Below are 22,557 nucleotides of genomic sequence, written 5' to 3'. Positions count from 1 at the left end.
CGCTACACTCCCGGCGAGGTCGGGGAGGGGTTCCATGAGTTCATCAACATGTTTGCGTGCGCTGGGTTTCGGCGCGCTGATGCTTGCCACGCTGTCGTCCGCCCGCGCTGAAGGTACTTTCGATATTCCTGCCGGCGCGCATTTCAACCAGGACAAGCTGGGAAAGATCACCGAGTTCTTCAAGAACGAGGTGGCGACCGGCAAAATCGCCGGCGCCAATGTGCTGATCCAGCAGCACGGCAAGCCGGCCTATCACGAAACCTTCGGCGTGCAGGATGTCGAGTCAAAAAAGCCGATCACGGACAAGACCATCTTCCGCCTGTCGTCGCTGACCAAGGCGATCACCTCCGTCGTGGCGATGCAGTTGATCCAGGACGGCAAGATCAAGCTCGACGATCCCGTCTCGAAGTACATTCCCTCCTTTGCCAATATGAAGGTCGGTGAGGAGAAAAAGGCCGAGGACGGCAGCAAGACGCTGGAGCTGGTGCCGCTGACCAAACCCATCACCATTCTCGACCTGATGCGTCATACCTCCGGCATCACCTACGGCTTCTATGGCGACAGTCTGGTGCGCAAGGCCTACAAGGACGCCAACCTCTACGCGGGCGACTTTGACCTCGCCGAATTCGCCGAGCGAATCGCCAAGCTGCCGCTGCACAACCAACCGGGCGCGCTCTGGCAATACGGCCATTCCACCGACATCCTGGCGCGGATCATGGAGATCGTGTCCGGAAAATCATTGCTCGAGATCGAAAAGGAAAAGCTGCTCGATCCCATGGGCATGACCGACACCAACTTCTTCGTCACCGAACCGGAACGGCTGCAGCGGTTGGCCCAACCGGTGCCGAACGACAGTGATTTCCGGGTCGGTCGCCTGTACAGGACCGAGGTTCGCCAGAAATGGGAATCCGCCAGCGGCGGCATGGTTTCAACCATGTCGGATTTTTCGAAATTTGCGCAGATGCTGGCCAATGGCGGGACGTTCGAGGGCAAGACCTATCTCAGCCCGAAGACGTTCGAACTGATGGCATCGGACCATGCCGGCAAGGACTCTGGCGTTGCGCGGGATCATTATTATTTCCCCGGTGATGGATTTGGCATGGGGCTCGGGCTTGCCGTGCGCACCGATCCGGGTAACGCCAAGCCGCCGCCGCCGGGATCGCTCGGCGAACTGAAATGGGACGGCGCCGCGGGCTGCTACATGGTGATCGACCGCAAGCAGGACTTGTTCTTTGTGGTGCTGGAGCAGACGCCGACGGAACGCCAGCGCATCCAGCGGACGCTGAAGCAGATGGTCTATGAAGCCTTGGAGAACTGACGGCGCCGCAGGGCGTTACCTTGTTGTGGCGGCGCTGGCCATTCTCCTGGCCGCCGGATGGCCGCACGACGTGCGGGCCGAGCCGAAAGCGCCGGACGCGCCAACTTTCTCGCGCGCGGCCCTTGACCGGATTGGGGATGAGCTCCGTAACGAAGTCACCACCGGCAAGATTCCCGGCGCCATCCTGCTGATCCAGCAGCACGGCAAGCCGGTCTATTCCGAGAGTTTCGGCGTGCGGGATCCGGCAACCGGCCAGCCGATGACGCCGGACACGATTTTCCAGATCTATTCGATGTCGAAAGCCGTTACCTCGGTCGCCGCGATGATGTTGGTCGACGACGGCAGGCTGGCCCTCGACGATCCCGTGTCGAAATACATTCCTGCCTTTGCCGATGCAAAAGTCGGCGTCGATCTTTCCGATGAAGCAGGACAGTATCCGCTCAAGCTCGAGCCGTTGAAGCGCCCGATCACGATCAGGGATCTGCTGCGGCATACGTCGGGGATCACTTACGGCTTCTTCGGCGAAACCGCGGTGCAGAAACTCTACGCCAATTCGAAACTGTACGCCGGCGATTTCGATAACGCCGAATTCGCCGACCGGATCGCGACACTGCCGCTCGCCGATCAGCCCGCAGTGCGTTGGAATTACAGCCATTCAACCGACGTGCTCGGCCGTGTCGTCGAGGTGGCCTCCGGGCAGACGCTGTTTCAGTTCGAGAAGCAACGATTGTTCGATCCTCTCGGCATGTCCGAGACCGCATACTATGTCGCAGATGAATCGAAGTGGTCGCGCATTGCCCAGGCATTTCCCGTCGATCGTTTTCGGGTGGCCGGAATGAGGGACCCGGCATTGCCGCGGCGCTGGGAATCCGGCGGAGCGGGCCTGGTCTCGACGATCGGGGACTACGCCCGCTTCCTGCAAATGCTGCTGAACGGAGGCAAGCTGGACGGCAAGCGGTACCTTAAGCGGGAAACGGTCGCGCTGATGACGTCGGATCAGATCGGGCCGGAGACCGGCATCCTTCACGATCCCTTCTATTTTCCGGGCCCAAGCAGCGGCTTTGGTCTTGGCTTTGCCGTGCGCACGTCACCGCCGCCGAATACGACATGGCCGCTTGGCGAATACCGCTGGGACGGTGCGGGCGGCAGTTTCTATTTTGTCGATCCGCAGGACGACCTGCTCGTTGTCTGCATGGTGCAGGCCCCGACACAAGGCGGGCGGATCCAGCTGGCGCTGAAGACGATGATGTTCGAGGCGCTGGGCAAGGGCCTGCGCACCACGGATTGACAATCGCCGGATTACGCCACGGCGTTGCGCGCGATCGTCTCGCGGTAGAAGGCCGCGCTCAACTTGGGCGTCCGGCGCTTGGTATCGAAGTCGACATGGTAGAGGCCGAAGCGCTGTTCATATCCATCCGTCCATTCGAAATTGTCCATCAGGCTCCACAGAAAATATCCGTGCACAGGGACGCCCTCGGATGTCGCGCGCTGCAGCTGCGTCAGATAGTTGCGTAAGTACATGATGCGATCGACGTCGTAGATGGTGCCATCCGCAGCCGGCTGGTCGCTTCCCGACGTTCCGTTCTCGGTGATGTAGATCGACTTCACGTTCCACAGTTTTGCAACGTGGCGCGGCACCCAATACATCGTTTCGGGGCCGGGCCTGAGCCAGGTCGCCTTCATGTGCGGGAAAGATTTGGGAAATGGCGCGAGCGTGAAGCCGCGTTCGTTGTCGGCCGCAACGACGTAATGATCAGGCATGTAGACATTCAGCCCGATAAAATCGATCGGGGAGGAGATGATGCGCAGATCCTCGGCGGTATATTTCGGACCCTCTTTGCCGGACTGGGCGAGATAGGCATCGGTGTATTTTCCCTCGAGCATCACGGTCAGGTAGCCGGCATTGAGCTCGCGCGTCGCGATCTCGGCTGCGCGGATGTTCGCAGGCGTCTCAATGGCCGGGATGCAGCTCACGGCATTCTCCGCCGGACCGACCTTGATCCCGGCCTGTGCATTGGCCCGGATCGCCTGAACCGCGAGACCGTGCCCCAGCGCGACGTTGTGTCGGACCTGCTTCACGTCAGATGGAGATAGTTTGAGCCCCGGCGCGTCAGAGCCCCATTCATGGCCGTGATGGACGAGCCGGGAGCATTCGTTGATGGTGAAGAAGTGCTTCACACGGTCGCTCAGGCGCGCCGCGACATAGGCGGCGTAGTCCGCAAATGCCTTTGACGTATCGCGCGAAGTCCAGCCGCCGAAACGATCCTGCAGCGCCTGCGGCAGGTCCCAATGATACAGCGTCGCAAACGGGGTGATGCCGTTCGCGAGCGACTCGTCGACCAGGCGGTTGTAGAAATCGAGCCCTTTGGGATTTGGCGCGCCGGCGCCTTCCGGGAAGACGCGAGGCCATGCGATCGAGAATCGGTAGGCCTTTGCGCCGAGCGCCTTCATCAACTGGATGTCCTCCTTGTACAGGCGATAATGGTCGGTCGCGGTATCGCCATTGCTGTTGTCGGAGATGGTCCCGGGGGTATGCGCGAAACGGTCCCAGATCGATGGGCCGCGGCCGTCTTCGCTCACGGCCCCCTCGATCTGATAGGCCGAGGTCGCCGTGCCCCACAGAAAACCGTTCGGAAAGCCGGACGAGGCTGTTCGATTTCGTGCTCCGCTCTCCGCGTCCGACTGGGCTAGTCCGGATCCCGCCGTCAGCATCGGCATGCCAAGCGCCGACCAGCCCGCAATCCTGCCAAATTGCCGCCGCGAAAATCTCTTGAAGGGCATCGTTTTTCTCACCGCGCCGGGGATCAATCAATCTTGAGCAAAACAAGGCTCACTCTTGATGCTTCGTGCTTGAAGCGGGTCTAATATCGCCGCTCCCGTGTCCCGGTGCAATTGTGCGCGTGGCTAGGTTGAACGGTGGGTCGACAGGGCTTTCGCCCGCCGTTAAATAGGCAAATATATTCACCGATTTGGGAGCAGGACGATCGGCTTTCGCACGCCGCTGGCGCTTTTCTTGGTATCGCTGGGCATCGTTGCCGCGGTGTGGTGGTGGCTGGCCACACCGGTGGCGCTGACGCGCGCGCCGATCGATGATGCGGCGAAGCTGGAGTGCGTTTCCTACGCGCCCTTCAGGGGCGATCAGACGCCGCATGATCCGACGCTCATCGTCCGTCCGGAGCAGATCGCGGAGGATCTGGCTGAGCTTGCCAAGGTCTCCAAATGCATCCGCACCTATTCCATCGACAACGGGCTCGACAAGGTGCCCGAGCTGGCGTCGAAGGTCGGATTGAAGGTGCTGCTCGGCGTCTGGATCGGGCGCGATCGGGCGAAGAACGCCCACCTCGCCGACATTGCGGTCGCGCTGGTGAAGGATCATCCGGGCACGGTCGCGGCGCTCATCGTCGGCAGCGAGGTGCTGCTGCGCGGAGAGATGACCGTCGCCGACCTGCGGCAGATCATCCGCTCGGTCAAGCCGCGCGTGAGCGTGCCGGTGACCTATGCCGACGTCTGGGAATTCTGGCTGCGCTACCGCGAAGTGGCCGAGGATGTCGATTTCGTCACCGCCCATTTCCTGCCCTATTGGGAGGACGTTCCGCCGCGCGCCGAAGATGCGGCCGCGCATGTCGACGGCATTCGCAAGCAGGTGGCGGCAGCGTTTCCCGGCAAGGAGATCCTGATCGGCGAAACCGGCTGGCCTAGCCACGGGCGGATGCGCGACGGCGCGCTGGCTTCCCGCATCAATCAGGCTCGTTTCATTTCCCAGATTCTCGAGCGGGCGCGACAGGACAATTTTCGCGTCAATTTTTTCGAGGCCTATGACGAACCGTGGAAGCGCCGCTGGGAAGGAACGGTGGGCGGCTATTGGGGGCTGTTCGACGGGATCGAGCGCAGGCTGAAATATCCGGCAGGGGTCGCCATCAGCAACTATCCGTTCTGGAAGTTGCAGATGGCATGCGGGATGTTTCTTTGCGCCGGCATATTCGTAACGGCGTTGTTTACGCTGAAGCGCCGGCCGTCGTCGCCGCGATTGGCATCGTGGGTTGCGGTCGCCGTGTCCGCGACCGCCGGCGGGATCCTGCTGGGCGTGAGCGCCGACAAGATGCTCCACGAAAGCTACGGGCTCGGCGGTTGGCTGGTTCAGGGCTTTCTCCTGATGGCGGCAGTGATCGCGCCGCTGCTGTCCACCTATGCCTTGATGTCGGAGCGCGGGCTTCCGTCGTTTCTCGAAGTGTTGGGGCCGACCAAGGGCCTCACTCCATTTTTCATGGCCAACATGCTGGGCGTCACGCTGATCGTGACGACGCTCATTGCCACGCAAACCGCGCTCAGCCTGATTTTCGACGCGCGCTGGCGCGATTTCCCGTTCGCCGCCCTGACCATGGCGGTGGTGCCGTTCTGGACCTTGGCATTCCTCAACGGCTCGAAATCCGGCAAGCGCCCGCTTGCGGAAGCCGTGTTCGCCGGACTGTTCGCGATATCAGCGGTCTATATCGTTTTCAACGAAGGCTTCGAGAACTGGCAGGCGCTGTGGACCGGCGCGGTGTATGTCCTGCTCGGCAGTGCACTGTGGCGGGCGCGTGCGCCGGCCACAGCTTGACAGCCCGTCTCACGCCCCGCGCACGATCTCGCGCACGATGCCGACCGTCTCCTCGATCATCGCAGCGCTGACGTCGAGATGCGTGCAGGCGCGAATGCGGCCGTCCATCATTGCGAGCAGGACGCCGCGCTTGCGCAAGGCCTCGACCATTTTATCACCGGCGACGCCGGCTCCATCAGGCTTGAAGAACACCAGATTGGTCTCGGGCTGTTGCACCTCGATGCCGTTGATCTGCGACAGCCCGCGCGCCAGCGCCCGCGCATTGGCGTGATCGTCGGCGAGGCGGTCGACGTGATGGTCGAGCGCGTAGACGCAGGCGGCCGCAGCAATGCCGGCCTGCCGCATCGATCCGCCGAGGCGCTGCTTCCAGCGCCAGACATCGTCGATGAAAGCGCGCGAACCGGCGATGACGCCGCCGATCGGCGCGCCGAGGCCTTTTGAGAAATCGATCCAGGCCGAATCCCAGCCGGCGGCCATATCGCGCGCCGATATGTTTGTCGCGACGCAGGCGTTCAACAGCCGCGCGCCGTCCATATGGGTGATGAGCCCGTTCGCCTTGGCGATCCCGACCACTTCATCCAGCGCCTTCTTCTTCCAGATCGTGCCGCCGCCGATATTGGCGGTCTGCTCGACGCTGACGACGGTCTGCGGCGGCTGGTAGCGCGAGCGCGGATGCAGCGCGGCGCGAAATGTTTCCGGCGCGAATTGCCCGTCGTCGCCCGGCAGCGGCGTGATCTGGAATCCGCCGAGCGCTGCATGCGCGCCGCCTTCGCGGGCAATGATATGCGCGCTGACATGGGCCAGAATTTCATCGCCCGGCCGGCAATGGGCCAGCGTCGCCGCGACGTTGCACATGGTGCCCGAGGGCATGAACACGGCGGCTTCCTTGCCGAGCAGGTCGGCCACGCGTTCGCACAGCAGGTTGACCGTCGGATCGTCACCGATCTGTTCGTCGCCAACCTCAGCCCGCGCCATCGCCTCGCGCATCGCCGGCGTGGGGCGCGTCTGCGTGTCCGACAGCAGGTTGATGCGGACGGGGTCGGCCTTGGGATCGCGCGGGGCAGGGGTGTAGTGCATAGGGTTACTTTCGGTCACATTGTTGTTCACATGGCACAAGCACGTATCAAGGCGTGCTTTGTGGGTGCTTATACACTCGAATCCAGTCGATTGGATGCGTATATGCGATATGATTCAACCGACTTGCGCGGTGCTGACGGCACGCTGCAGAGGATGAGCAGGATGCGACAGTACATTGCCGTGATCCATAAGGAGCCCGACAGCGACTACGGCATTTCATTTCCGGATATTCCCGGGGTGATCAGCGCCGGCAGTACGCCGGATGAAGCGCGCGACATCGGTGCCGAGGTCCTGGCCTTTCATCTTGAAGGCTTGGCTGCCGACGGAGTAGGCCCGCCGGAGCCGAGTTCTCTCGAAGAAATCATGACGGATGCGGAGAACAGGGATGGCGTCGTTGTTCTCGTCGCCGGATAGCGCGCCCGTCAAGCGGCTTCGGTGTTGATCCTGGAGTCGATAGGCTAGTCTACTCGAAGAGTTGCGGCCTGATGTCCTGGGCGCCGTGCCAGACCCGAGTGGTAGGCTTCGGCTTGATAGGGGCCAAATTTGCCTTCAGTGAAATCGTAAATGTTGATCAGGTCAGCCCGCGCCCGCTGCGTCAGCCGATACTCAGCCATGGCGGCGGGCAGCTACTCGCTTCCGGGCGGCAGCCAAAATGTCGTCGGGCGTGTCGGTGGTGAAGGTGTTGCAATCGGGATGCTTGAACATCTCCTGATAGCGGCGCACCTGCTCGTCCCGAGGAAGATCAGCCCACGTAACAAGCTCGGCTTCGGTCGGTGTGGCCGAAGGCATGACGCGGGTCGGTTTGTCGGTCGTCTGCGACATGCGGTCAGTCTAGCACGGACAGGAGACAAACAAAAAGGCCCCGGTAAAACCGGGGCCTTTGATATCTCTGAACCAGAATCCGATCAGCGCGAATAGAATTCGACGATCAGATGCGGCTCCATCTGCACCGCGAACGGCACGTCCGACAAAGCGGGGATGCGGGTGAATTTTGCGGTCATCTTGCCGTGATCGGCTTCGATGAAGTCGGGCACGTCGCGCTCGCCGAGCTGGCTTGCTTCCAGCACCGGGGTGAGCTGCTTGGAGGATTCCTTGATCTCGACGAGGTCGCCGGGCTTGAGCTTGTAGCTCGAAATATTGACGCGGCGGCCGTTCACCTTGATGTGGCCGTGGTTGATGAACTGGCGGGCGGCGAACATCGTCGCCACGAACTTGGAGCGATAGACCACCGTATCGAGACGGCGCTCGAGCAGGCCGATCAGGTTTTCACCGGTGTCGCCCTTCATCCGGCCGGCCTCGACATAGATGCCGTGGAACTGGCGCTCGGAAATGTTGGCGTAATAGCCTTTGAGCTTCTGCTTGGCGCGGAGCTGCACGCCGAAGTCGGACAGCTTGCCCTTGCGGCGCTGGCCGTGCTGGCCGGGGCCGTATTCCCGGCGGTTCACGGGGCTCTTGGGGCGACCCCAGATGTTCTGGCCCATACGGCGGTCGATTTTGTACTTCGCTTCACTGCGCTTTGTCATCGCGTCCTCTGAATAGAGTTTGAGTTTGAGGAGACGCGCCCTCCTGTGCACCGGCAGGGCCGGGGCCGACAGGTCCGCCTCGAAAGCTCGGGGAAGACCACGGGTCGCGAAACGCATCGCGGGCCGAAACCGGCCCGCGAGCAAGCGGGTCTTAGGGAGAAACCACCGTTCTGTCAACGAAAACGGGCTAATTTCCCGGCCAAATCGGTCCGGTCAGGTCGCGACCGCCCGGACCGGTTTGGGCTCGCTTTGCGTCCGGTTTGCCCGCAATTCGGCGGCAATTTCACCGTTCAGCACCTGTTCCAGTCGGTTCAGGGCCTTGGCCATCGGGGCGGCGTCGGTAATCCGGTGGTCCCAGCGCAGCACCACATCGATGGTCTGGTCCGGCTTTTCCACCCCATAGCTCAGGACAAACGGTCCGGGGCTGATGGCATGGAGCTGGCCGGCGCCATAGGCAGCCACCGAGGTGACGCCAAAACTGCCGAAATAATTGGCCCGCTGGCGGCCGAAATTGAGCCCGATCGCCCAGAACAGGCGCCGCAGCGGCAAGGGCAGGCGGGTGGTTCGCAAAATCTTGCGGAACGCCGGCACCTCGTTAATCGGCGCATCCTTGGCGTGCCGGATCAGGGCGTCGACCTTGGCAAGCGGCATTTCATCGGGTGCGGTGACCTTTTGTGGCAGCACGCAATCCTGGCCGTCCTCGAACCGGGCGATCGCCACCATCGCGACGCTGCGCGGCAGTTCGTAAAAGGCGGGCATCGGCCATTTGACATAGAGGGTGCGCAGGATCGGCTCTTCCTTCGCCACCAGCGCGAAGGCCTTGACGAAGATCGCAGCCCAGCCCGGCCGCTGCGCGGCCTGCGCGCGGGCCTCCTGCAGGGTGCGGACATGAAGCGGACGCGCGAGCGAGACAAAGGGCACGCCAATCGACGCGTGCATCAGGTCGGCGACCAGGCGGCGCGGTAGTGTGATTTTTCGAACCGTTCCGCGCATCGTTCCGCTCAGGGTTTCCACAACAAGCAAATAAGAAAGTTCTGGCAGACCACCTCGGCGGCCCGCCAGAACCTCATCTAGCACGAACCCGGCAATTTGACGCCAGCGAGATCGCTCTACGGCGCCGGCTTGGCCAGCGGCTCACCGGCTTTTACGACGTAAACCCCAAGCACTTTGAAGGGCTTGTCGCCGGCTTTTGCGTCATGAATTGCGCCTTCCGGGATCTGGTAGGATTCGCCTGCCTTGATTTTCATCGGCGGCTTGCCGTCGATCAGAAGCTCGAGCTCGCCCTCCAGCACGTAGCCGGTTTCGGCACCCGGATGGGTATGGCGGCCCGCGGCCCCGCCGGCGGGAACTTCCGCAATCGCGGTGATGGTGTTGTAGCCGGCCGGGAAGTCGAGCTTTTGCAGCGGCGTGCGCTTGATGCCGGTTTGCTGCGCGATGGCGGCACCGGCGCCTGCGATAGCCACGACGGTCAGTCCGAGCAGAAGTTTTTTGATCATGCGTTTTCTCCCTGTCGAAAGAGTCTATCAGCGCTTGGGCGGTGCTGGAAGCGGCCGCACCGTCTCGGCACCTACCGCTTGATCCCTTCAAAGCTCGCCGCGATGCCGCGCTGGAACAGCGACCAGTCGAAGCCCAGCGCCAGCGCCACGTAGCCACGCTCGATCATCCGGTTGGCCTGCTCGGCCGTGCGCGCCACGCCGCCGATCGGCACGCCGCTCCTGAGGATGCCGGCCTCGGCGCGCGCCATCAGCGCCTGCACCTCGGGATCGTCGGGCAGGCCGCGCTTGTTGATCGATGTGGCGAGGTCGCCGGGGCCGATCACCGCGAGGTCGACGCCGGGAGTAGCCATGATCTCGTCAATGCGCTCGACCGCCTCGACATGCTCAATGGTGATCATGCAGATCATGTCGTCATCAGCGGTTGCCATGTAATCCGCCATCGATACGCCCCAGCGGAACGGCGCGTGGAACGGGCCCCACAGCCGGTCGCCCTTCGGCGGGTAGCGCACGCTGCGCACGGCCTTTTCGGCGTCTTCGCGGCTGCAGATCATCGGAAAATTGATGCCGAGCGCGCCGAGGTCCATCGGCGCCTTCGCCAGCCACGGCTCGTTGGCGGCAATCCGCACCATCGGCACGCAGGGCGTGCCCATGGTGGCCGTGATCATCGCATGCGCCGAGCCGAGATCGATCGGGCCGTGTTCGAGATCGACGATGATCCAGTCGATCCCGGAGCGGGCCATGATCTGCACGGTCTGGATCGAGGGAATGGTCGCGATCGCGCCGAAGGTCGGGCGTCCCTCCCGCCATAGCTGGCGCAGACGGTTGAGCGGCGCGGGCATTGCGGAGGTCAAGGCGGAAACTCCCTCATCAAACGGCCGATTCAAAAATTGTTGACCGGATCATACGGATAAATCCCTGGCCTATCGAGCCACATTGTTTTTAACGCAATCGCATCCGGTTTTTTAACGCTTCGCGCGTGGCTCGCCATGATTCCGGCGCAAGCGGCAAGCAACGCAACGTCAAGGATCTAAGCGGGAAGGATGCTTTCATGACGATCAATCGACGTACATTCCTGGCCGCGTCATCGGGGTTCGTACTCTCGCCCGCGTTCGCGGAGGAGGCGCCGCCGGTGCTGGCGGCGTATGAACGTGAAACCGGCGGCCGGATCGGCCTTTACGCCGAAAATCTTGCAAGCGGCACGAAGATCGTCTGGCGCGCCGAAGAACGCTTCGTCATGTGCAGCACGTTCAAGGCCTCGCTCGCCGCCTTCGTGCTGGCGCGGGTCGACCGCGGCGAGGATCGTCTGGAGGACATGGTCGGCTACGGCGCGGCGGATCTTCTCGACTATGCGCCGGTCGCCAAGCAGAACCTTGCCGCAGGCGCGATGTCGGTATCCGACATGTGCAAGGCCACCGTTGAACTCAGCGACAACACCTGCGCCAATCTCTTGCTGGCGCGCTCCGGCGGCCCGGAAGCGCTGACCGCGTTCTGGCGCGCGACGGGCGATGCGGTCTCGCGTCTGGACCATAACGAGCCAGAACTGAATCGTTCACCGCCCGGCGATCCCCACGACACCACGACGCCCGCCGCGATGGCCGGAAATCTGCGCCGCTTTGTGCTGGGGGAGGTGCTGTCGCCGGGCTCACGCCAACATCTCACGGAATGGTTGGTGGGCTGCAAAACCGGCAACAACCGCTTGCGCGGAGGCCTGCCGAAGGATTGGAAGATCGGTGACAAGACCGGCAACAACGGCAAGGACGCCTCCGGGGATGTCGCGATCGCCTGGCCAACGGCTGGCGGGCCCGTGCTGATTTGCGCCTATGCGCAAGGGGGCTCGCCCACGCCGCCGCAGTTCGAAGCCATCTTTGCAGAAGTCGGACGGATGGTGGGACGGCAATTGGGCTAGTGCCCACGGGCAGGGCGGGCAGTCCGCTGTTGTTCTCGCAACGCGTCATCGAGCGCACGCGGGACTCGGCGCCTGGCGAGTGCTAATGTCACGGCGCGACAGGTCGAGGCAGCGGCGTGCCCATCGCCGTCATAATAAAGAATAGCCTCGGCAGAAGAGCGCGGGAGATACCCGGGCTCAACGCAACAGGGAGGCTTCCATGAATCGAAAGGCTGCGGGAATTGTTTTCATGATAGGCGTTGGAATTGCTGCGTTGGCCGGCAGCGCGAGTGCACAAAATTCACCAGCGAGTGCAGCCCTCGACACCAGCCTGCGCGGCGCGGTCGAGCGCAAGGATGTCCCGGGCGTGGTCGCGCTGATCACCGATCGGGATCGCGTGCTTTATCAGGGCGCATTCGGCGTCGCCGATGTCTCGACCGGGCGCCCGCTGACGGCAGACGCGCTGTTTCGTATTGCCTCGATGACCAAGGCGATCACTTCCGTGGCGTTGATGCAACTGATCGAGCAGGGCCGTCTCGGCCTCGACGACCCGGCCGAAAAATACCTGCCGGAGCTGGTGGGGCTGAAGGTCATTGAATCCTTTGATAAGGCGACCGGTGCCTACCAGGTTCGTCCGGCATCGCGGCCGCCGACCGTCAAGCACTTCCTGACGCACACGTCCGGACTGGCCTATCCGTTCACCAGCGAGATCTGGCGCGATCTCAAGCCGCGCGCCGGCGAAACCTATCCGTTCGGCGGACCGCTGCTGTTCGATCCGGGCGAGCGCTGGCACTACAGCACCAGCACCGATGTCGTCGGCAAGCTGGTCGAGGTGGTATCCGGCCAGAAGCTCGAAGAGTATTTCCGCCAGCACATCTTTGCCCCGCTGAAGATGGATGACACCTCCTACAACGTGCCGGAAGCAAAGGGGCCGCGCCTCGTCGCCCAGCAGCAGCGCGGCGGCGAGCGCATGGACGGCGCCGTCGAACTGCAAAAGCCGCAGCTCGGGCTCACCATCGCGGCGCCGATCGGCGGCGGCGGCCTCGCTTCGACCGCGGATGACTATGGGCGCTTCGTGCGCATGCTGCTCAATGGCGGCGCGCTGGACGGGGCGCGTGTGCTCAAGGCCGAGACGGTGGCGCTGATGGGCCAAAATCACATCGGCGCGGTCTCGGTCCCCGCACTCAAGAGCGCGCTGCCGCGCAGCGCCGATTTCACCTTCATCGCTGATGGCCGCGACAAATGGGGGCTCGGCTTCCTCATCACGACCGATCAGGTGCAAGGCAAGCGCTCGCCCGGCAGCCTGAGCTGGGGCGGCATCAACAACACGTTCTTCTGGATCGATCCGTCGCGCGGCATCGCCGGCGTGATCATGATGCAGTATTTGCCGTTCGCGGACGCCAAGGCGCTGGCCGTCTACGACGCGTTCGAGCGCGGCGCCTATCAACTCGTCAACGCCGAGCGGTAGGAGGCAAGCGTATGTCTGGCCGGCTCATGCCGGCCGGACAACTGCGCGAATTGCAAGCCGTCTACTCACAGCTATCAGGGGTCCTTGTTCACCTGTTCTATCCTGCGACGAAGCCTTGAGGCATTGGTTTCTCCGGCAATTGGCCACAAGGGCGGCCTGCCTTTCGCAGCGGGGTAGAAGCGCCATCCGGCCACTTGCGGAATCGACCTAATCCCCGTGATTTCGCGTGCTGCAATTGCGCGCGGCACGACGACCTGAAGCCCGCGCGGGTCCTCGGCTTGAAGGAAGAATGCGATGGATTGCGCCGCCGTCATTTCTTGCGGCACCTGATTATAGTGTCCAATAAAAACCGCTTCTGTGTCATCGATCCGGAATTGAATTCCGCGGGCCAATCTGTGGCCGCGGCGTTTCAGCTCCCTGAGCCACTGAAAGGTCATCTGGAAATTGGCAACAACAGGCACGCAAAACACACCACGGCGCGGCGCCGCCGTATCTCGCGCTCGAGCTTCAAACTCTGTTGCGCGAATGCCCCCGCGGAGGATTCGGCTGGTCAAGCGTTCATCGGCTATATGGACGAACGTCGCCATGCACCGCGACCCTACGCCGGGACGCGCCCGCCGAAAAACGGCATCAGCGACTGGCTCAGCGTGTGGGGCCGCTGCGAGGTGAATATCATCTCGGCCCCGGCCTGATCGCTGTCCCGGCCTGGAGACCCCAGCAGGTCGGACACACGCCGGGCGATGGCGGGCGCGGGATCGATCCAGTCGACCGGCCACGGCGCCAGCCTTTTCAGCCGGTCGAGCAACAGCGGATAGTGAGTACAGGCCAGCACGACGGTGTCCGTGCGATCCGTGCCGTCTCCGACAAAGCAGGGGACGAGCTCGGCGGCGATATCCTCGTCGCGGACGTCGTTGCCGCTGAGGGCCGACTCGGCGAGCGAGGCGAGTTCCGCCGATCCGACCAACGTCACTTCGCAGCCTTGCGCGAAATCATCGATCAGACGCCTGGTGTATTCGCGCTTGACGGTGCCCTTGGTGCCCAGCACCGACACGCGTTTGGTTTTCGAACTGGCGCAGGCCGGCTTGATCGCGGGCACGGTGCCGACGAACGGCACGCTGTAGGCGCTGCGCAGATGCGACATCACGAGCGTGGAAGCGGTGTTGCAGGCAATCACCACCAAAACGGGGGCATGGCGCGCGATCAACTCGCCGACGAGCGGCACCACGCGGGCGATGATCTGCTCCTCGCTGTGGTGGCCATAGGGAAAGAACGCATCGTCGGCCACATAGACGTAGTGCGCGTCGGGTCGGGCGCCGACGATCTCGCGCAGGACCGTGAGGCCGCCAAGGCCGGAGTCGAAGACGAGAATGGTGGGCGGGGCTGACACGCTGCGACCTTAGCCGATCTGCGGTTACGTTTGAGTTGCTTTGATGGCGCCGGCGCCCCGGTTTTCGGGCAGTCGCGAGCGGATGCCGCAGTTTGGAATGATTCAAATCGCCTTGGCAAGACCGGAAAGCTACGACTTCCGGCCCGTAGCCGACGCGCAAGCCCCGTGTCGGCCCGGTGGATCCGAACGGCGAAAGGCCCGCACCGATCATGATACGGAATACGGCTTACAACTGGGGCAGCCTGGCGCGCTGCCTGCACTGGCTTCTCGGCGCTGCGATCATCGGCTTGATCGCCTTTGGCTGGTGGATGAACCACATCCCGGCGCGTCCCGACCGTTTTTTCTATCGCTCGATCCATGCCGATATCGGCTATCTCGTGCTGCTGCTGATGGTGTTCCGCCTGATCTGGCGCGGGCTCAACCCGACTCCGGCCTTGCCTGTAGACACGCCGCGCTGGCGACGGATAGCAGCAAGCCTCAGCCATTGGTCGCTTTACACTGTGACTATTTTGGTGGCGGTGCTTGGCTGGGCGCATTCCGGCGCCCGGACGCCGAACTATTCGGATTGGTTCGGGCTGTTTCACGTTCCGCAGATCACCTCACCCGACAGGGACGCAGCCCGAGCCTGGGAGGATCGCCACATCCTGTTCGCCTATGTGCTGCTGGCGCTGATCGCGCTGCACCTCGGGGCTGCGCTATGGCACCACTTTGTCCGGCGTGACCGCGTAACCGCTCGAATGATCGGCAGCGGCCCGGAACCTAACGTTTAGAACTCCTCCAAATTGGCGCGGACGTTTGCCACTTCACGGCATGGCTACCGGCGGCGTATGCCATCGCTCGATATCGCCAGCCATCATTGAAAGAACCGACATGTCCCTGTCTCGCACGCTTTCGAAGGCCACATTGGCCGCCGCCGCACTCGTCGCCATTACTGCCGCCGTGCCAGCCATCGCGCAGAGCGCGACCGAGATTCAGCTGAGCTACAAGGACAAGAAGTTCGACCCGGCCGAGATCAGCGCGCCCGCCAACACGCCGATCGTGATCAAGCTGAAGAACCTTGATGCCAAGGCGATGGAATTCGAAAGCAAGACCCTGAAGGTGGAGAAGGTGGTCGCCGGCTCCAGCGACGCCACCATCAATGTCCGTGCCCAGAAGCCGGGCCGCTACGAGTTCTTCGACGAATATAACGAGAAGGTCGCCCGCGGCGCGCTCGTCGTAAAATAAGAAGAAATCGTGATCGCTGCACTGATCATCGTCTTCCGGGAAGTCTTCGAGGCCGGCCTGATCGTCGGCATCGTGCTGGCGGTCACGCGCACGGTGCCGCACCGCAACCAGTGGATTGCCGGCGGCGTGCTCGCGGGCGTTCTCGCGGCCTGCGTGGTCGCGGCCTTTGCCGGCGCCTTGTCGAACCTGTTCGCCGGCATGGGGCAGGAAGTGTTCAACGCCGCGATCCTGATCGTCGCCGTAGTAATGCTGACCTGGCACAATGTCTGGATGGCGCGCCACGGCAAGGAGCTTGCCGGTGAATTGTGGGCGGCCGGGAAGGCGGTAGTGGAGGGATCCAAATCGCTGCTGGCGCTCGCAATCGTGGTCGGCGTCGCGGTGCTGCGCGAGGGAAGCGAGGTTGTGCTGTTTCTCTACGGCGTTCTGGCCGGCGGCAGCGAGAGCGGCTTGAGCGTGGCGCTCGGCGGCCTTGCCGGGCTCATCCTTGGCGCGCTCGTCTGCATGCTGACCTATTTCGGCCTAGTGAAGATTCCAACGCGGGCGCTGTTCACGACCACCACGATCCTGATCGCGCTGTTGGCCGCCGGCATGGCGGCGCAGGCGGCGGCGTTCCTGGAAAAAGCCAATTGGCTGACCGCGCTCGATAATGTGGTCTGGGACTCCGGCTGGCTGCTTTCCGATTCCAGCATCCTCGGCAAGGCGCTGCACACGCTGATCGGCTACACCGACCAGCCGACCGTGATGCAACTCGTCGTCTATATCGCGGTTCTCGCGGTGACCTTCGCGCTGATGCGGCTCTATGGCGCCCCGGCGAAGACGGTTACGCCTGCGCCGGCAGAATAATCAGCTCGCGCCGAACACCCGCTTGAAGATCGTGTCGACGTGCTTGAAGTGATAGCCGAGGTCGAACTGCTCTTCGATCTCGGCATCGCTCAGATGCTTCTTCACATCAGGATCTTTCTTGAGCAGCGTCTGGAAATCGCCTTCGCCGCGCCAGACCGGCATGGCGTTGCGCTGGACGTATTTGTAGGCGTCCTCACGGCTGGCGCCCTTTTGCGTCAGCGCGATCAAGAGCCGCTGCGAATGCACCAGCCCGCCGAGCCGGTCGAGGTTCTTCTGCATATTGGCGGGATAGATCAGCAGTTTCTCGATCAGGCCGGCGAGGCGCACCAGCGCGAAATCGAGCGTCACGGTGGCGTCGGGCCCGATCATGCGTTCGGCCGAAGAGTGCGAGATGTCGCGCTCATGCCAGAGCGCTACGTTTTCCATCGCCGGCATCGCATAGGCGCGCACCATCCGCGACAGGCCGGTGAGGTTTTCCGACAGTACCGGGTTACGCTTGTGCGGCATCGCCGACGAGCCCTTCTGGCCTTCGGAAAAGAATTCCTCCGCCTCCAGCACTTCGGTGCGCTGCAGGTGGCGGATTTCGATCGACAGCCGCTCGACCGAGGAGGCGATCACGCCCAGCGTCGCAAAATACATCGCGTGGCGGTCGCGCGGGATCACCTGGGTCGAGACCGGCTCCGGCACCAGCCCCATCGCCTTGGCGACATGCTCTTCGACCCGCGGGTCGATCTGCGCAAAGGTGCCAACCGCGCCCGAAATCGCGCAGGTGGCGACCTCCTTGCGGGCGGCGAGGAGGCGCTCGCGGGCGCGGGAAAATTCCGCATAGGCATAGGCGAACTTGAGCCCGAACGTTACCGGCTCGGCATGGATGCCGTGGGAGCGGCCGATGGTCGGCGTCATCTTGTGTTCGAAGGCGCGCTTTTTCAGCGCGGCCAGAACCTTGTCGACATCGGATATCAGGATGTCCGCAGCGCGGATGAGTTGCACGTTGAGGCAGGTGTCGAGCACGTCGGAGGAGGTCATGCCCTGGTGGACGAAGCGGGCCTCGGGGCCGACGATTTCGGCCAGATGGGTCAGGAAGGCGATGACGTCGTGCTTGGTCTCACGCTCGATCTCGTCGATCCGCGCCACGTCGAAGGTCGCATTTTTGGCCTTGGCCCAGATCGTCTTCGCGGCTTCCTTGGGGATGACGCCGAGTTCTGCCTGCGCGTCCGCCGCATGCGCCTCGATCTCGAACCAGATCTTGAAGCGGGTCTGGGGCTCCCAGATGGAGGCCATTTCCGGGCGGGTATAGCGGGGAATCATCGAAAATTCCGGACCAGTTGGGCGGGACGCGAGGCAATCCCCGCCGATTTTTTTACGCCGTACTTTAGCAGATCGGGTGCCGGGAAACCACGCGTGTGGGCCGGTCGGGGAAAAACTGCCGGGCTCCGGGGGGGGGGCGGCCGAAGGCGTTACAGGCTGGCCAGCCCGCACTCCACGGCCAGGCGGACCAGCTGCGCGTCCGTGCGCATGCCGGTCTTGGTCTTGATCAGATAGTGGTAGTTCTGCACGGTCTTGAGGCTGAGATTGAGGTTGGAGGCGATTTGCTCGGCCGTCGCGCCGGCCGCCAGTTGCCTGAGGATCTCGATCTCCCTTTCCCCCAACTGGTCGAGCACCGATCCCTGTGGGGTCAGGCTTTCCATCGCCAGAACGTGCGCGATGTCGTCGCTCATTGCCTGTTCGCCGCGCGCCACGGCGCGGATCGCCTTGATGAGGGCGGCCGGTTCGCTGCTCTTGGTCACATAGCCGCTGGCCCCGGCGCTGAAGGCGGCCTTCACCAGCGCGGCCTCGCTGTGCATGCTGAACACCAGGACGCGTGAGGTGGAGTGCCGCATCCGGATGTTCCTGATGGCCTCGAGGCCGCTGGCGCCCGGCATCGATATGTCCATCACCACGATGTCGGGGGCATGGGTCTTGAATGCGCGGTAGGCGGTGGCAGCGTTCTCGGCCTCCGCGACCACGCGGAAGTCGCTTTGGTTTTCCAGGACGCGCCGATAGCCCTGCCGCACCACCGGATGGTCGTCGACCAGCAGGATCGAAATGCCCTTGGTCTGGGAAGCGCTCATTCTGATATCAAGCGGCGAGCGGAATCGTGGCGGCCACGCTGACGCCGCGCTTCGCGCGCGCGATCGAAAGCGAGCCGCCAAGTGCTGCCACGCGCTCACGGATTCCGGTCAGGCCGAAGCCTGTGGACTGTTCCACCTTGGCCGCATCGCCGCCGCCGTCATCCTCGACACGGATCAGCAGCGCATTTTCCGTTCCCGTCCGCCGTTCGATCCGGAGCACGATCTCGCGCGCGGCGCTGTGGCGCAACGAGTTGGTCAGGCATTCCTGGGCGACGCGATAGGCCGTCGCGGCAACGGCACCGCGCACATCGGCGAAATCGCCCTGCATATCGAGCTGGATCATCGGTTGGGTCGCGTTCTGTGATCGCCAGCTGTCGACCAGGCTGACGAGGCAGGCTTCCAGCCCGAGTTCCTCGGCCGGCGGATGGCGCAAACGATTCAGGGTATCCCGCAAACAGGCCAAGATGCGGTGGGTCGCCTGCGAGATCATCCGCGCATCCTGCGCGACATCGCCTCTCGCCTGTTCCTGCGCGCCGGTCGCTTCGATAATGCTGGCGAAGGCGAGAATGGCCGAAAGGTTCTGTCCGAACTCGTCGTGCAATTCGCGAGCAAGCACCCGCCGCTCATCGTTGCGGATTTCGAGCAGGCGCCGGGTCAGGACGGCGCGTTCTTCCGTCGCCTGCGCGAGGCGCTCTCCGAGATCGCCGACGGCTTGCCCGATCATGGCAAGTTCCATCGATTGGAAGCGCGGCAGCGGTGTCCGGTATCGGCCATGCGCCATCCGCTGCAGTGCAACGACGATCTGCTGCGCCGGCGCAAGCGTATGCGCGATCGCGAGCGAAGCGAAGAAGGCGATGGCCAGCGCCATCAGCAGCGCGACGTGGATGTTCTCCACGATGTGCAGCCAGGCCAGCGATATCGCGGCGTCCGGATCGGCCACGGCCGAGACGGAGCCCGCGGTGTCGCTGCGCATGCTGATCGCGCGGGCGACCGCTGCGTGGGTGCCAAACAGCGTCTGCACGGCTGCGGCGAACCAGAGTGGCGGCGACTCGCCGATTCCCTTGCTCTGGCCGCAGAGCGGCTTCTCGAACGCGCCAACCGGCTCGAACCGCACGCAAATTCCCGGCGAAATCAGCTTCATCGTCTCGATGGTGCGCCAATCGGACACCGGCACGAGATGTTCGCGCGTTCGGTTGCCGCGCAACAGCAACTCGCGCCAGTAGAGCGCTTCCAGCGCCTGGGAGACCCGTTCTGCGGAGGCGGCCGTGGCCCGATCGACGCTGCGATAGGCGTCGATGGTGGCCCACACGGTCGCGGCTCCCAGACACAGGGCGACGACGACGAGCAGGCGGGCGACGAGTTGAAGCACGAGGCGCATGCGATCACTCCACGGCTTGCCGATGACGCTACGCTCTAACAGCACCGCTATTTCGCGCCAATTGCAAGCCGGCGGTGACGCGCAGATTGGGAAATTTTCCCAACGAACCTTGGGCATATGTCTTTGGACCGCGCCTGCGGCCTCTGATCTAACAAAGGCGAGGGGCCTTTTGGTGGGCGGGCTTCGGCGCAGCCGCCCTCAAGGGAGCTAACGCAGCATGAGTGCCATTGGTGCCGAGACCGCATTCTCCGGCCGGGACACGCCGGAACGAAGCGTCCTGCTGCTCTGGATGATCTTTACCGGGCTCTCGATCTTTGCCGCCTTCCTGCTGTGGCGCTACGGGCTGATCCATCTCATGGTCGCCTCCGACCGCACCTATATTTCTAGCCTGATCGCCATTCTCTACCTCATCACCTGCGGCCATTGCTTCTGGCGGACGCGCGCGATCGCGCGGGAAGGCGAGGTCGCAAGAGACTGCCGCGCCGTGCTGTCGGCGCCTGATGGCGCCAAGGCGCTCGCCGCCGATGCGCGCGGCCTGCCGGGCGGGCTGGTCAGCGATCACATCCGCAGCCTGGTGACGAAGGCGAGGGCGCAGGCGGCCGGCCGCATCGACCAGACGCTGCTGTTGCGGACGCTGGCTGATCGGCTGCGCGGTTCCAACGGCTTTGGCGCATTCGTGTCCGACACGCTGATGAAGCTCGGCCTGCTCGGCACGATCGTCGGCTTCATCATCATGCTGGCGCCGATCGCGACGCTGGACGCGGCCGACAAGGCCGCGATGAAATCCTCGATGGGCCTGATGAGCGACGGCATGGCGGTGGCCATGTACACGACGCTGGCGGGCCTGATCGGCTCCATCCTGGTCCGCATTCAATATTACATGCTCGATGCCGCGACCCAGCGGGTGTTTTCCGATGCCGTCATGCTGACGGAGACGCACGTCACCCCGGTATTGGAACGCCATCATGATGGATGACTTCGGTCTCTATCCGCGCGAGGAGCCGTTCGATCCGCTCGGCGTGATGCTGTTCAAGGCGCTGCAGGTGATCGCCTTCCTGTTCTTCCTGGCGCTGCTGGCGGTCTCGCCGGACGCCAAGGATGGCAAGATCGATTCCAAGGCCGAATTCCTCATCACGATGGACTGGCCGGACAATCATCCTGATGATTTCGACCTGTTCGTGCAGGATCCTGCCGGCAACATCGCCTGGTACCGCCGGCGCGAGGCCGGTTTCCTCACGCTCGACCGCGACGATCGCGGCGGCGCCAACGATTTCATCGTCGTCAACGGCAAGAAGATCCTGTCGCCGATCCGCGAGGAAATCGTCACGGTGCGCGGCATCGTCCCCGGCGAATACACCGTCAACGTCTCGCACTTTCAGGCCACCACCGGACAGCCGGTTCAGGTCAGCGTGAAAGTCCAAAAACTCAATCCTGCGGCGCAGGTGATCTTCGACAACAAGCTGACGCTGGATCACACTGGTCATGAGAAGACGGCGGTGCGCTTCTGGATCGACGCCGCGGGCAAGGTGATCGACGTGCAGGAACGCCAGAAGTCGCTGATGGAGACGTTCCGTAACGTCCGCGCGAACGGCGCGGATCTGGACCCGAAAACCGGCGTCAGGATGCAGCGCCGTGAGTAACCTGCAATCGGTCGTTCTCACGCTCGCGCTCAGTTATGCGCTGATCGGCGCGCTGCTGCTGATCGTCCTGGTCTATGCGCGCCTGCACTGGTCGGCCAAGGCGATCGCCGTGGTCGTGACCAGCGCGTTCTACATTGCGAGCTTTGTCGGGGCGCACGGACTATTGGGTTGGGCCACCGTCGACCGGCTCCCGGTCGCGTTCAAATTGCTGCAGGCCCGGATCGTCGAGCCGCACTCGCTGGAAGGCGATCCGGGCGCCATCTATCTGTGGGTCGAGACCCTCGACGAAGGCAATCGGCCAAGCGGCGTCCCCAGGGCCTACCGGCTTCCTTACCGGGATGCGCTCGCCGAAAAGACCGACAAGGCGATCAGCGAAATCGCGGCCGGGCGCGCCCAGGGCGGCCGCGCCGCCGACCTCGGCAGCGGCCAGGGCGGCCTGATGGAGGCCGTCCGGGAGTACATCACCCCGAACACCATCATGGAGACCTCGGGCGGCGATCCCTCGACCGGCGGCGGCGTGATGGCGGCCCCGAGTGCCGGCGACGAGGTGTCGTTTACGCCGCTGCTACCGCCGCGAATGCCGCCCAAGGACATCGAACAATAGCAATTT

Annotated in this window: 25 protein-coding genes; 12 read left to right on the top strand and 13 right to left on the bottom strand. The window is 63.4% G+C overall.

The annotated features are described in order from the left end of the window. Positions 1 to 34 precede the first annotated feature (34 nt). On the top strand, positions 35 to 1,318 hold the full coding sequence (locus tag ACPPVP_RS30830) for a serine hydrolase domain-containing protein (RefSeq protein ID WP_426527363.1): 1,284 nt from the start codon (positions 35 to 37) through the stop codon (positions 1,316 to 1,318). Next, complete coding sequence (locus ACPPVP_RS30825) at positions 1,299 to 2,606, top strand: serine hydrolase domain-containing protein (RefSeq protein WP_426527362.1); 1,308 nt, start codon at positions 1,299 to 1,301, stop codon at positions 2,604 to 2,606. The genes ACPPVP_RS30830 and ACPPVP_RS30825 overlap by 20 nt, the downstream gene beginning before the upstream one ends. An 11-nt stretch (positions 2,607 to 2,617) precedes the next feature. Here ACPPVP_RS30825 and ACPPVP_RS30820 read toward each other — a convergent pair whose 3' ends face one another. Then, entirely contained in the window at positions 2,618 to 4,099 is a 1,482-nt protein-coding gene (locus ACPPVP_RS30820; protein ID WP_426527361.1) for a GH1 family beta-glucosidase, read from the bottom strand. 232 nt (positions 4,100 to 4,331) lie between these two features. Here ACPPVP_RS30820 and ACPPVP_RS30815 point away from each other — a divergent pair, with 232 nt between their 5' ends. Further along, on the top strand, positions 4,332 to 5,915 hold the full coding sequence (locus tag ACPPVP_RS30815) for a beta-(1-6) glucans synthase (protein WP_426527360.1): 1,584 nt from the start codon (positions 4,332 to 4,334) through the stop codon (positions 5,913 to 5,915). Positions 5,916 to 5,924: 9 nt separating this feature from the next. Here the strand turns inward: ACPPVP_RS30815 and ACPPVP_RS30810 are convergent, their stop codons facing one another. Further along, positions 5,925 to 6,992: a threonine aldolase family protein gene (locus tag ACPPVP_RS30810; protein WP_426527359.1), complete on the bottom strand. Its 1,068-nt coding sequence runs from the start codon at positions 6,990 to 6,992 to the stop codon at positions 5,925 to 5,927. 162 nt (positions 6,993 to 7,154) lie between these two features. Between ACPPVP_RS30810 and ACPPVP_RS30805 the strand changes: the two genes are divergently transcribed. Continuing rightward, positions 7,155 to 7,406, top strand: coding sequence for a type II toxin-antitoxin system HicB family antitoxin (locus tag ACPPVP_RS30805; RefSeq protein WP_426527358.1), 252 nt, complete (start codon positions 7,155 to 7,157; stop codon positions 7,404 to 7,406). A gap of 44 nt (positions 7,407 to 7,450) precedes the next feature. Here the strand turns inward: ACPPVP_RS30805 and ACPPVP_RS30800 are convergent, their stop codons facing one another. From ACPPVP_RS30800 to ACPPVP_RS30775, 6 genes are all read right to left on the bottom strand, one after another. Continuing rightward, entirely contained in the window at positions 7,451 to 7,606 is a 156-nt protein-coding gene (locus ACPPVP_RS30800; protein ID WP_426527357.1) for a type II toxin-antitoxin system RelE/ParE family toxin, read from the bottom strand. Beyond that, positions 7,599 to 7,814 carry a hypothetical protein gene (locus ACPPVP_RS30795; RefSeq protein ID WP_426527356.1) on the bottom strand — a complete coding sequence of 72 codons (216 nt, stop codon included), beginning with the start codon at positions 7,812 to 7,814 and terminating at the stop codon, positions 7,599 to 7,601. The genes ACPPVP_RS30800 and ACPPVP_RS30795 overlap by 8 nt, the downstream gene beginning before the upstream one ends. Before the next feature lie 83 nt (positions 7,815 to 7,897). Continuing rightward, positions 7,898 to 8,515 (bottom strand): 30S ribosomal protein S4, encoded by a 618-nt coding sequence (rpsD, locus tag ACPPVP_RS30790; protein ID WP_426527355.1) that lies wholly within the window; start codon positions 8,513 to 8,515, stop codon positions 7,898 to 7,900. A 213-nt stretch (positions 8,516 to 8,728) separates the two neighbouring features. Continuing rightward, positions 8,729 to 9,508: an acyltransferase gene (locus tag ACPPVP_RS30785; RefSeq protein WP_426527354.1), complete on the bottom strand. Its 780-nt coding sequence runs from the start codon at positions 9,506 to 9,508 to the stop codon at positions 8,729 to 8,731. 116 nt (positions 9,509 to 9,624) lie between these two features. Next, entirely contained in the window at positions 9,625 to 10,011 is a 387-nt protein-coding gene (locus ACPPVP_RS30780) for a cupin domain-containing protein (protein WP_426527353.1), read from the bottom strand. A 71-nt stretch (positions 10,012 to 10,082) separates the two neighbouring features. Then, positions 10,083 to 10,850 carry an HpcH/HpaI aldolase family protein gene (locus ACPPVP_RS30775; protein WP_426538159.1) on the bottom strand — a complete coding sequence of 256 codons (768 nt, stop codon included), beginning with the start codon at positions 10,848 to 10,850 and terminating at the stop codon, positions 10,083 to 10,085. Between the two features lie 209 nt (positions 10,851 to 11,059). Between ACPPVP_RS30775 and bla the strand changes: the two genes are divergently transcribed. Together bla and ACPPVP_RS30765 are read left to right on the top strand one after the other, a co-directional pair. Further along, positions 11,060 to 11,917 carry a class A beta-lactamase gene (gene bla / locus ACPPVP_RS30770; RefSeq protein WP_426527352.1) on the top strand — a complete coding sequence of 286 codons (858 nt, stop codon included), beginning with the start codon at positions 11,060 to 11,062 and terminating at the stop codon, positions 11,915 to 11,917. A gap of 199 nt (positions 11,918 to 12,116) precedes the next feature. Continuing rightward, complete coding sequence (locus tag ACPPVP_RS30765) at positions 12,117 to 13,364, top strand: serine hydrolase domain-containing protein (RefSeq protein WP_426527351.1); 1,248 nt, start codon at positions 12,117 to 12,119, stop codon at positions 13,362 to 13,364. 74 nt (positions 13,365 to 13,438) lie between these two features. Here ACPPVP_RS30765 and ACPPVP_RS30760 read toward each other — a convergent pair whose 3' ends face one another. Together ACPPVP_RS30760 and murI are read right to left on the bottom strand one after the other, a co-directional pair. After that, positions 13,439 to 13,951 carry a hypothetical protein gene (locus ACPPVP_RS30760; protein WP_426527350.1) on the bottom strand — a complete coding sequence of 171 codons (513 nt, stop codon included), beginning with the start codon at positions 13,949 to 13,951 and terminating at the stop codon, positions 13,439 to 13,441. Between the two features lie 11 nt (positions 13,952 to 13,962). Continuing rightward, the gene (gene murI, locus ACPPVP_RS30755; protein WP_426527349.1) at positions 13,963 to 14,751 is read right to left on the bottom strand and encodes a glutamate racemase; all 789 of its coding nucleotides are present in this window, start codon (positions 14,749 to 14,751) and stop codon (positions 13,963 to 13,965) included. A 209-nt stretch (positions 14,752 to 14,960) separates the two neighbouring features. Here murI and ACPPVP_RS30750 point away from each other — a divergent pair, with 209 nt between their 5' ends. From ACPPVP_RS30750 to ACPPVP_RS30740, 3 genes are all read left to right on the top strand, one after another. Then, positions 14,961 to 15,521 carry a cytochrome b gene (locus ACPPVP_RS30750; RefSeq protein ID WP_426527348.1) on the top strand — a complete coding sequence of 187 codons (561 nt, stop codon included), beginning with the start codon at positions 14,961 to 14,963 and terminating at the stop codon, positions 15,519 to 15,521. A 100-nt stretch (positions 15,522 to 15,621) separates the two neighbouring features. After that, positions 15,622 to 15,975, top strand: coding sequence for a cupredoxin domain-containing protein (locus tag ACPPVP_RS30745; RefSeq protein WP_426527347.1), 354 nt, complete (start codon positions 15,622 to 15,624; stop codon positions 15,973 to 15,975). A 9-nt stretch (positions 15,976 to 15,984) separates the two neighbouring features. Beyond that, positions 15,985 to 16,818: an FTR1 family iron permease gene (locus tag ACPPVP_RS30740; protein ID WP_426527346.1), complete on the top strand. Its 834-nt coding sequence runs from the start codon at positions 15,985 to 15,987 to the stop codon at positions 16,816 to 16,818. Here ACPPVP_RS30740 and purB read toward each other — a convergent pair whose 3' ends face one another. The 3 genes from purB to ACPPVP_RS30725 all read right to left on the bottom strand — a co-directional run bounded on the left by purB (position 16,819) and on the right by ACPPVP_RS30725 (position 20,307). After that, positions 16,819 to 18,126 carry an adenylosuccinate lyase gene (gene purB, locus ACPPVP_RS30735; RefSeq protein ID WP_426527345.1) on the bottom strand — a complete coding sequence of 436 codons (1,308 nt, stop codon included), beginning with the start codon at positions 18,124 to 18,126 and terminating at the stop codon, positions 16,819 to 16,821. It lies immediately after the preceding gene. 149 nt (positions 18,127 to 18,275) lie between these two features. Further along, positions 18,276 to 18,929: a response regulator gene (locus ACPPVP_RS30730; RefSeq protein ID WP_426527344.1), complete on the bottom strand. Its 654-nt coding sequence runs from the start codon at positions 18,927 to 18,929 to the stop codon at positions 18,276 to 18,278. Between the two features lie 7 nt (positions 18,930 to 18,936). Next, positions 18,937 to 20,307: a histidine kinase gene (locus ACPPVP_RS30725; RefSeq protein ID WP_426527343.1), complete on the bottom strand. Its 1,371-nt coding sequence runs from the start codon at positions 20,305 to 20,307 to the stop codon at positions 18,937 to 18,939. 217 nt (positions 20,308 to 20,524) lie between these two features. Between ACPPVP_RS30725 and ACPPVP_RS30720 the strand changes: the two genes are divergently transcribed. The 3 genes from ACPPVP_RS30720 to ACPPVP_RS30710 are packed head-to-tail and all read left to right on the top strand — an operon-like array spanning position 20,525 to position 22,551. Further along, entirely contained in the window at positions 20,525 to 21,283 is a 759-nt protein-coding gene (locus tag ACPPVP_RS30720) for a MotA/TolQ/ExbB proton channel family protein (protein WP_426527342.1), read from the top strand. Beyond that, on the top strand, positions 21,273 to 21,947 hold the full coding sequence (locus ACPPVP_RS30715; RefSeq protein WP_426527341.1) for a hypothetical protein: 675 nt from the start codon (positions 21,273 to 21,275) through the stop codon (positions 21,945 to 21,947). The genes ACPPVP_RS30720 and ACPPVP_RS30715 overlap by 11 nt, the downstream gene beginning before the upstream one ends. After that, positions 21,940 to 22,551: a hypothetical protein gene (locus ACPPVP_RS30710; protein WP_426527340.1), complete on the top strand. Its 612-nt coding sequence runs from the start codon at positions 21,940 to 21,942 to the stop codon at positions 22,549 to 22,551. The genes ACPPVP_RS30715 and ACPPVP_RS30710 overlap by 8 nt, the downstream gene beginning before the upstream one ends. Positions 22,552 to 22,557: the final 6 nt, after the last annotated feature.

Origin of the sequence: Bradyrhizobium sp. McL0615, from assembly GCF_049993905.1 — a bacterium.
Classification (GTDB): domain Bacteria; phylum Pseudomonadota; class Alphaproteobacteria; order Rhizobiales; family Xanthobacteraceae; genus Bradyrhizobium.
Note: the sequence above shows the minus strand (reverse complement) of the source record. Positions and strands in the feature narration are given on the sequence as shown.